Raw genomic sequence first — 8,386 nt, forward strand, 5'->3', positions numbered from 1 at the left:
GGAGACGAGCGATGCCAGAAGAGAACATGGCGCCATCACCGGCCGCCATTGAGGTACGCAAGAACGAGACCGCCCGTCTCTACGAGGCACTGAGTAACGGCCAGGTCGTCGGCACCCTGGCTTACGAGACCACGGGCGGACGTTTCTCGCTCACGCACTCGTACGTGGATCCGGACCAACGACACCGGGGCATCGCGTCAGCCCTGGCTCGCCACGCGCTGGAAGACCTGAGCCGGAATCAAGGCCAGGCCAGGATCGGCATCTACTGCGGTTTCGTCGCCGACTACGTCCAGGCTCACCCCGCCTGGAAGGACTCCGTCGACATCAACCGTTCGGCCTTCATCGCCACTTACACGGCACGCGACACCACCACGAGAATCATGACGAGCGATGAGCTGAGCTGAGTCTCCGGCCGAAGTCGCCGTCCCTGTTTGTGACTTGGTTGCGGGAACTCAACCAGCAGACAGGCTCTCGATGTGCGCAAGCGCCATGTCGATCGAAGTTGCCATCGGTGTGACGTCGCGCGCCGTCTGGGCCAGCAGGTAGCCGCCCTGAAGGGCTGCCATGAGCCCGGTCGCGAGCTGGTCGGTCGACGCCGTGGGCGGGAGTACGCCACGGTCCTGCATCCGTCGCAGCACGCCGGCCAGGAGCCCCTGCCATTCCGTGAACAACTGCGACAGGGCTCGGCGTGCGAGCGCGTCGTGATCGGAGACCTCGGTGGCCAGCGAGCCGAGCGCACAGCCGTAGGCGCCATGCTGAAGGGCGTTGTTCTGCACCAAGGCGTCACGCCACCGTCGCAGACCCCGGATCGTCGAGACGCGACCGAGGGACCTGCGCTCGCGTTCGATGACCTGCTCCCCCACGTGGTCGACGACAGCTCGCACGAGCGCATCCTTGCCCTCGAAGTGGTGATACAACTGCGACTTGCTCACCCCGCTCGCCGCCAGCACATCATCAAGCGTGGTGGTGCCGACTCCCTTGACGTACATCAGGTCGGCCGCTGCGGCGACGATCCTTGCCCGTGTCTTCGCGCCGCGCGCCGTCAGGCGTCTGCCGTTGTGAGAATCAGCGGTCGTCATCACGAGTTCATGTTACTTATCGGTCCCCTCACTCCCCGTTCAGGAAGTCGTCCGTGGCTGCCATCAGGGGCACGAGCGCGAGGTCGAGCGCCGCGTTGAGCGGCCGAGGATCTCGCGCAATCCGACTCAAGGTGCTGCCCCCCTGAAGCGCCGCGAGGATCAGCACCGCCATCTTCTGGGCGTCGACATCGGCATGTCGAGTCCGGTGCGACGTGCGGAGCCTGCCCCCTGGGGCAGCGGACTCCAGCAACCGGTCAACCGCCTCCGCGATGAGCTCGCGCCACTGATCGAGGAAGTCTGCTCGCGCGCGTATGTCACCTGTTTGGCTCAGAGCCACCACGTACGGCGACGACGGGGTCATGAGTTCCTCGATCACCCGGCGGCGCCAGTCCGCCAACGTCGCCCTGTCAGTGACCACGGCCAGACCAGCACTCTCGCGCGCCAGGACTTCCGCGCTGTGCGTCCTCATCGTTCCCTCCCAACCGGTCGGCACCACTGGCCCACCCTGCCAGTGACTGGACTATTTCGTCCATTTCTTGAGGGTGGCAGGCGCCCGCGGGTCGTCCGGCGCGCGTACGTCGGGTGCGCAGGGTAAGAAGCCGGGCGCTGATGCCGCTAAGTGCTCACCGGGCGAAGATGCTGTGCAGACGAAGAGTCGGCAGGGAAGGTGCGCGATGAAGGCGATTGTGGTGACAGATCAGACCGCGGGCACGGCCGGGATGACGCCGGCCGAGCGGCCCGAGCCGACCCCGGCGGGCAACGACGTCCTCGTCGAGGTGTTCGCGTCGGGATTCACCCCGGACGAGCTCACGTGGCCTTCCTCGTGGACCGACCGCCTCGGCCGTGACCGGACACCGTCGGTCCCCGGACACGAGCTGGCCGGAGTGGTCGCCGCCCTCGGCTACGGCACGACCGGACTGTCGGTGGGGCAGCGGGTGTTCGGCCTCACGGACTGGACGCGCGACGGCACCCTGGCCGAGTACGCGGCCGTCGAGGCGCGCAACCTGGCGCCGCTGCCGGGCGACGTCGATTTCACGGTGGGCGCCAGCCTGCCGATCTCGGGCCTGACCGCCTGGCAGGGGCTGTTCCAGCACGGCCGCCTGCAGGTGGGGCAGAGCGTTCTCGTGCACGGCGCGGCCGGCGGAGTCGGTTCGATGGTGACGCAGCTGGCACGTGAGGCGGGTGCCCATGTCATCGGTACGGGACGTGCCGCCCACCGTCAGGCGGCACTCGACTACGGCGCGCAGGAGTTCGTCGACCTGGAAAAGGACACGCTGGAAGACGTCGGCGGAGTCGATCTGGTCTTCGACGTCTTCGGTGGGGACGTCGGCAGGCGGTCGGCGGGCCTGGTTCAGGCCGGAGGGACTCTGGTGACCATCGCGGGGCCGCCCGAGGTCCGGCCGGCCAACGGCCTCGCGATCGACTTCGTCGTCGAACCCGATCGCGCGCAACTGGGTGAGCTCGTCCAGCGCGTGCGCGACGGACGGCTGCGGACGAACATCGGCACCGTGTCGACCCTCGACGACGCCGTCGCCGCGTTCAACCCGACCGAGCGGGTCAAGGGGAAGACCATCATCCGCATTCGTCCGTAAGGTCACGCACCGTCGATCGATCTGCCCTCTCGTGGACCGGCATCGGGCGCGTGGGCCGGGCTGTCATGCCCTGGTTGGTGACAGCCCGCGCCGTGCGACACGGCGGACGCCATCCGGCGCCAGTTCTCGGACCAGACAGGTCCCGGCCTCGCCCGTCCACACGGCCCCACCACGGGCCGACGGATTCCGCAAAGCTTTGCGCAATGCCTATGCAGACGTGGTTCCGCGCACTATGTTCTGCCGCAGCCTTGACGGGCCGAAGGAGTCCCGTCGGCTGAAAGGAGCAGGTCATGAGACATCTGCGTACCTCCGCCCGAGTGCCGGTCATCGCCGCGGCGGGCGTGGCCCTGCTGGTCGCCGGCTGCACGTCCACCAAGAGCGGGGGCTCGGACAACGGCCCCGCCTCCGGCGGCAAGATCGCCATCGGACTGGTGACGAAGACCAACAGCAACCCCTACTTCGTCAAGCTGCGCGAGTCGGCGCAGGCAGAGGCGGGCAAGAAGGGGGCCAAGCTGATCGCCCTCGCGGGCAAGTTCGACGGTGACAACCAGGGCCAGGTCGACGCGATCAACAACCTGGTCGCCCAGAACGTCAAGGGCATCCTCATCACGCCGAGCAACTCCACCGGCGTGCTGGGCGCCATCAAGGCCGCCCGCGACAAGGGCATCGTCGTCATCGCGCTGGACACCGCGACGGACCCGGCCAGCGCCGTGGACGCCACGTTCGCCACGGACAACGAGGCCGCGGGCGTCAAGCAGGGCCAGTACGTCAAGGCCGCGCTGGGGAGCAAGAAGCCCGCCGTGGTGCTGCTCGACGGCACGCCGGGCTCCACCGTGGACGACTTTCGGCACAACGGCTTCCTGAAGGGCTTCGCACTCACCAACGGCTCCCCCGAGATCAAGGGCACCGCCGTGACCAACGGCGACCAGACCAAGGCCCAGACCGCGATGGAGAACCTGTACCAGCGCGATCACGGGATCAACGCGGTCTACACGATCAACGAGCCTGCCGCAGCCGGCGCGGCGCAGGCGCTGAGCGGCAAGCCGGGAGTGGTCATCGGTTCGATCGACGGCTCGTGCACGGGTGTGCGCAATGTGCAGAGCGGCAAGTTCGCCGCGACCGTCATGCAGTTCCCGAAGAAGATGGCGCAGCAAGGCGTCGACGCCGTCGTGGACTACGCCAAGGACAAGAAGAAGCCCTCCGGATTCACGGACACCGGCTCCCAGCTCATCACCGACAAGCCCCTGGCCGGCCTCGCGTCCAAGGACACCGCCTGGGGCCTGAAGAACTGCTGGGGCTGATCCGTGACCACCACGCAGACCTCTACCGTGACGTCTGAGGGCGACACCGCCCGCCCTTCGGCCAGGACCGCAGTCGCACGCGCCTTCGGCAACTCGGCGGCCGGCCCGCTGGCCGCACTGATCATCGCGGTGATCGTGTTCTCGGCCGTCACCGACACGTTCTTCACCATCGACAACGCGTCGCTGATCGTGGAGCAGTTCCTGGTCGTCGGCACGCTTGCCCTCGGCCAGACCCTCATCATCCTGACCGCCGGCATCGACCTGGCCAACGCGGCCATCATGGTGCTGGGAACCCTCGTCATCGCACGGCTCGGCCAGCACGCCCTCCCCGGAGGGTTGGCTCTTGTCATCGGCATGCTGCTGTGTACGGCCATCGGCGCCGTGTCGGGCACGCTCGTGACGCGGCTGCGGTTGCCTCCGTTCATCGTCACTCTCGGTGTGCTCAGCGTGCTGACCGCGACCGGACAGTTGTTCGCGAACGGCCAGAGCTTCTCCGTGCCTTCCGGTGTGCTGACCCTGCTGGGCGAGCGCTCCTACCTGTTCGGCCGGATCGAGGTCACCTACGGCATGGGCGTCGCGGTCGTCCTCATCGCCGGCCTGTGGTTCCTGCTCACGCAGACCTCGTGGGGCCGTAACGTCTACGCGGTCGGCGACGACGAGGAAGCGGCCAGGCTGACCGGCATCAACAACCGCCGCACCCTGCTGAGCGCGTACGTCCTGGCCGGGTTCGTCTACGCGATCGCCGCCTGGCAGGCCCTGGGGCGCATCCCGAACGCCGACCCGAACGCGTTCCAGACCGGCAACCTGGACAGCATCACCGCCGTGGTGATCGGCGGCACCAGCCTCTTCGGCGGGCGCGGCGGCATCCCCGGCACCGTGCTCGGCGCACTGGTCGTCACCGTCCTGACCAACGGGCTGACCCAGGCCGGCATCGACAGCCTGTACCAGCAGGTCGCCACCGGCATCCTCGTCATCGTCGCCGTCGCGGTCGACCGTGTCGTCCGCAGGAGGGCAGCATGAACCAGCCCCACGCATCGGCCCAGGAGCCCGCGCCGCACACCGACGACGTGGTGATGCGCGCGAGCGGACTGGTCAAGCGCTACGGCAATGTCGTGGCCATCCGCGAATCCGACTTCGAGATCCGCGCCGGTGAGGTCCTCGCCGTCGTCGGGGACAACGGCGCGGGCAAGTCGAGCCTGATCAAGGCCCTCAGCGGAGCCCTCGTCCCGGACGCGGGAACCATCGAACTGGACGGCCGGCCGGTCCGCTTCCACGGGCCGCGCGACGCACGCGCGGCAGGCATCGAGACCGTCTACCAAACCCTTGCCGTCGCACCGCAGATGGACATCGCCACCAACCTCTTCCTGGGCCGGCCACTGCGCCGCAAAGGCCTGCTGGGCTCGGGCCTGCGCATGCTCGACCACAAGAGGATGCGCAGCGAGGCCGCCGATCAGCTCGACCGGCTCGGCATCGCCACCGTCCAGGACATCACCCAGCTCGTCGGCACCCTCTCCGGCGGCCAGCGCCAGGCGGTGGCCGTGGCCCGTGCCGCCATGTTCGGCACCCGGCTGATCATCATGGACGAGCCGACCGCGGCCCTCGGCGTCCGGGAGTCCCGTCAGGTCCTGGACCTGATCGCCCGGATCCGTGACCGGGGAGTCCCCGTCATCCTCATCAGCCACGACATGCCGCAGGTCTTCGAGATCGCCGACCGCATCCACGTACACCGCCTGGGCAGGCGCGCGGCCGTGGTCACCCCCACGTCGTGCACGATGACCGAAGTGGTGGGCCTGATGACCGGCGCGCTGCAGATGACAGCCGACGGGCGGCTCCTGGAGAGCACCACCCAGCACATGCCCGAGGAGAAGCCCGCTTCCCGCCACCCGTCGGAGTCCCCCGAATGACGCTCGCCGGCAGCAACCGCATCGACGGGAAGGCCCGCCCGCCCCGTACCCCGCTCTACGGACACCCGCCTCTGGATGCCCTCGTAGAGCGGGCCCTGAGACTGAGCGCGACCGGGCGGACCCTGCTCGGCATCGTGGGAGAACCCGGCGCGGGGAAGTCCACATTCGCCGAGCAGCTCTTGGCACAGGTGGAACACCGGAAGCCCGGGCTTGCCGTGTCCGTGTCGATGGACGGGTTCCACCTCGCCCAGAAAGTCATCGCGGCCCGCGGGCTGACTGCCAGCAAGGGCACGATCGAGACCTTCGACGCCGACGGCTTCCTCGCGTTCCTGCGCCGCACCCGCGCCGAGACCGGTGGCACCGTCTGGTGGCCGGAGTTCAACCGAGACCTCGAGGACGCCGTGGCCGGGGCGATCGAGGTCGCGGCACACCACCGGCTGGTCATCGTCGACGGCAACTTCCTGCTGTCCACGCGGGATCCCTGGGTGCAGGTGAAGTCGGTCTTGGACGAAACCTGGTTCCTTGACGCCCTCCCCGAACCCCGGCGCGAGCGGCTGACCAGCCGTTACATCAGCTACGGCTTCACTCCGCAGACCGCTCGCACGAAGGCTCTCGGCGTCGACGAGAGCACCAGCGCCCTCATCCGCAGCACCGCCCCACGGGCCGATCTGGTGCTCAGCGAGCTTGGATAAGATCCGGACATGGCAGGCAGAGCACCCCGGCAGACACCCACCATGTCCGACGTGGCCCGTCGGGCGGGCGTCTCCGTGTCGACGGTGTCCCACGTGCTCAACAAGACCCGGCCGGTCGCGTCGGCGACGGTGCGCAGCGTCCTGGATGCCGTGGCCGAGACCGGCTATGTTCCCGATCCGGTCGCCCGCGCTCTGGACAGCACCGGGTACGGGAGCATCGGCCTGGCCATGTCCGCCCTGTCCAACCCGTACTTCAGCAACGTCGTTCACGGCATCGACCGTCACGCCTCGGCCGCCGGCTACTCGGTGCTGCTGGCGGACACCCACGACGAGGCCGACATGGAGGTGAAGGCGGTCAGTGAACTGCTGCGCCGCAGGGTCAGCGCGATCATCCTGGCTGCCTCGTCCGACGGCGCTCAGGCCATCCGCTACGCCCACAAGGTCGACATCCCCGTCATCGCCATCGACCGTTTCGTTCCCGCCGACGTCGACCAGGTCGCCGTCGCCAACACCGAACCCACCGCAGTACTCGTCGATCACCTGGCGTCCATCGGGCACACCCGCATCGCCATGCTCACCGGACGGGACGGCCTCACCACCACCGTCGAGCGCCGCGCCGGCTACCGGCTGGGGCTGAGCCGCAACGGCATCGAAGTCCGACCGGGCTACGAAGCCGACGGCGACTCCAGCGAGGACGGGGCGGAGACCGCCCTCGGGCAGCTCCTGTCTCTCCCCGAACCACCCACTGCTCTGGTCGCGGGCAACAACCGCATGACCATCGGCGCCATGCGCGCTCTGCGCAACGCCGGCCTGAAGGTCCCGGGCGACATGGCCCTCGTGTCGTTCGACGACTTCGAATGGGCGGACCTCTTCCACCCAAGGCTGACCGCCATGGCCCAGCCGGCGCTGTCCATCGGCGAACAGGCCGTCTCCATGGCCCTGTCCCGGATCGCCTCCCCCTCGCTGCCGCCGCGCAAGGTCACCATCAACCCCACCTTCATGCACCGCGAATCCTGCGGCTGTCCCCCTCCCGACAACACCCCCTGACCCGACCTCCAGGCAGACAGCCGGTAAGGGGGCCGGAGGCGTCGCCGCTAATCATCAACGACGTGGGGCAGACGAGGGAGGCCGATATGACCAGCGGAACAGGAACCCGATCGCGCGCCATGGAGCGCGCAGCGGACGTCGCGACCTACCTCATCGACCCGGACGACAGCAGCGTCAGTCTCCACGCCCGTAGCCATGCGTCCGCCGGCTTTCGCGGCGTGTTCCGGCACGTCGCGGGCACGCTCACCCTGGACCGCGAGCGACCTGAGCGGACGGCGTTCGCGGTGTACGTGACGGCGTCGAGTCTCGACACCGGTTCCGAGGAACGGGACGCGCGCATGTGCGGAGCCGACTTCCTCGACGCCGGGCGGCACCCGCTCGTGTCGTTCTGGTCCTCCTCGGCCGAAGTCCACCATGCGGGTCTGTTCCGGCTCGTCGGAAACCTGTCGCTCAGGGGAATCACGCAGCCGCTCGTCGTCGACGCGGTGCGCCACGAACGCGCCCCGGGACCACAGGGTCCGGAGCTCGTGACGGTAGCGGGGCGCTCCGTACTGAAGCGATCGGAATGGAGCCCGCTGCGGACCGCGGGCGTCGAGGCGGACGGATGGTTCGCGGGCGATGACGTCGAGCTGTTCTTCGACGTCTGCGCAGTGAAGCAGGAACCCATCGGATGGCGGCCCTGAGCGCTGTGTTCCGACCCCGCGCCGGGTGATCGGGGTCGCACACGTACCCACAGGGGCGGCGCTCTCCGAGCGGTACACGAGTGGAGAG

General features: G+C 68.6%; 10 protein-coding genes. 8 read left to right on the forward strand and 2 right to left on the reverse strand.

Going from position 1 to position 8,386, the window contains the following annotated elements; genetic code table 11:
• Positions 1-11: 11 nt before the first annotated feature.
• Positions 12-404 (forward strand): GNAT family N-acetyltransferase, encoded by a 393-nt coding sequence (locus tag ACFU97_RS20870; protein WP_384258470.1) that lies wholly within the window; start codon positions 12-14, stop codon positions 402-404.
• A 48-nt stretch (positions 405-452) separates the two neighbouring features.
• Here the strand turns inward: ACFU97_RS20870 and ACFU97_RS20875 are convergent, their stop codons facing one another.
• Positions 453-1,079: a TetR/AcrR family transcriptional regulator gene (locus ACFU97_RS20875; protein ID WP_384258516.1), complete on the reverse strand. Its 627-nt coding sequence runs from the start codon at positions 1,077-1,079 to the stop codon at positions 453-455.
• A 28-nt stretch (positions 1,080-1,107) separates the two neighbouring features.
• On the reverse strand, positions 1,108-1,548 hold the full coding sequence (locus tag ACFU97_RS20880; protein WP_384258472.1) for a hypothetical protein: 441 nt from the start codon (positions 1,546-1,548) through the stop codon (positions 1,108-1,110).
• Positions 1,549-1,753: 205 nt separating this feature from the next.
• Here ACFU97_RS20880 and ACFU97_RS20885 point away from each other — a divergent pair, with 205 nt between their 5' ends.
• The 7 genes from ACFU97_RS20885 to ACFU97_RS20915 all read left to right on the forward strand — a co-directional run bounded on the left by ACFU97_RS20885 (position 1,754) and on the right by ACFU97_RS20915 (position 8,298).
• Complete coding sequence (locus ACFU97_RS20885) at positions 1,754-2,671, forward strand: NADP-dependent oxidoreductase (protein WP_384258474.1); 918 nt, start codon at positions 1,754-1,756, stop codon at positions 2,669-2,671.
• A gap of 290 nt (positions 2,672-2,961) precedes the next feature.
• Positions 2,962-3,972, forward strand: a complete 1,011-nt coding sequence (locus ACFU97_RS20890; RefSeq protein ID WP_384258476.1) for a substrate-binding domain-containing protein — start codon at positions 2,962-2,964, stop codon at positions 3,970-3,972.
• A gap of 27 nt (positions 3,973-3,999) precedes the next feature.
• The gene (locus ACFU97_RS20895; protein ID WP_384258479.1) at positions 4,000-4,992 is read left to right on the forward strand and encodes an ABC transporter permease; all 993 of its coding nucleotides are present in this window, start codon (positions 4,000-4,002) and stop codon (positions 4,990-4,992) included.
• A complete protein-coding gene (locus ACFU97_RS20900) occupies positions 4,989-5,876 on the forward strand; it encodes an ATP-binding cassette domain-containing protein (protein ID WP_384258481.1) in 888 nt (295 codons plus the stop codon). Before ACFU97_RS20895 ends, ACFU97_RS20900 begins: the two co-directional genes overlap by 4 nt.
• Positions 5,873-6,568, forward strand: a complete 696-nt coding sequence (locus ACFU97_RS20905) for a nucleoside/nucleotide kinase family protein (protein WP_384258483.1) — start codon at positions 5,873-5,875, stop codon at positions 6,566-6,568. The genes ACFU97_RS20900 and ACFU97_RS20905 overlap by 4 nt, the downstream gene beginning before the upstream one ends.
• A 9-nt stretch (positions 6,569-6,577) precedes the next feature.
• Complete coding sequence (locus ACFU97_RS20910; RefSeq protein ID WP_384258486.1) at positions 6,578-7,615, forward strand: LacI family DNA-binding transcriptional regulator; 1,038 nt, start codon at positions 6,578-6,580, stop codon at positions 7,613-7,615.
• Between the two features lie 86 nt (positions 7,616-7,701).
• A complete protein-coding gene (locus tag ACFU97_RS20915; RefSeq protein ID WP_384258488.1) occupies positions 7,702-8,298 on the forward strand; it encodes a YceI family protein in 597 nt (198 codons plus the stop codon).
• Positions 8,299-8,386: the final 88 nt, after the last annotated feature.

Origin of the sequence: Streptomyces sp. NPDC057616 (assembly GCF_042800575.1) — a bacterium.
Taxonomy (GTDB): domain Bacteria; phylum Actinomycetota; class Actinomycetes; order Streptomycetales; family Streptomycetaceae; genus Streptomyces.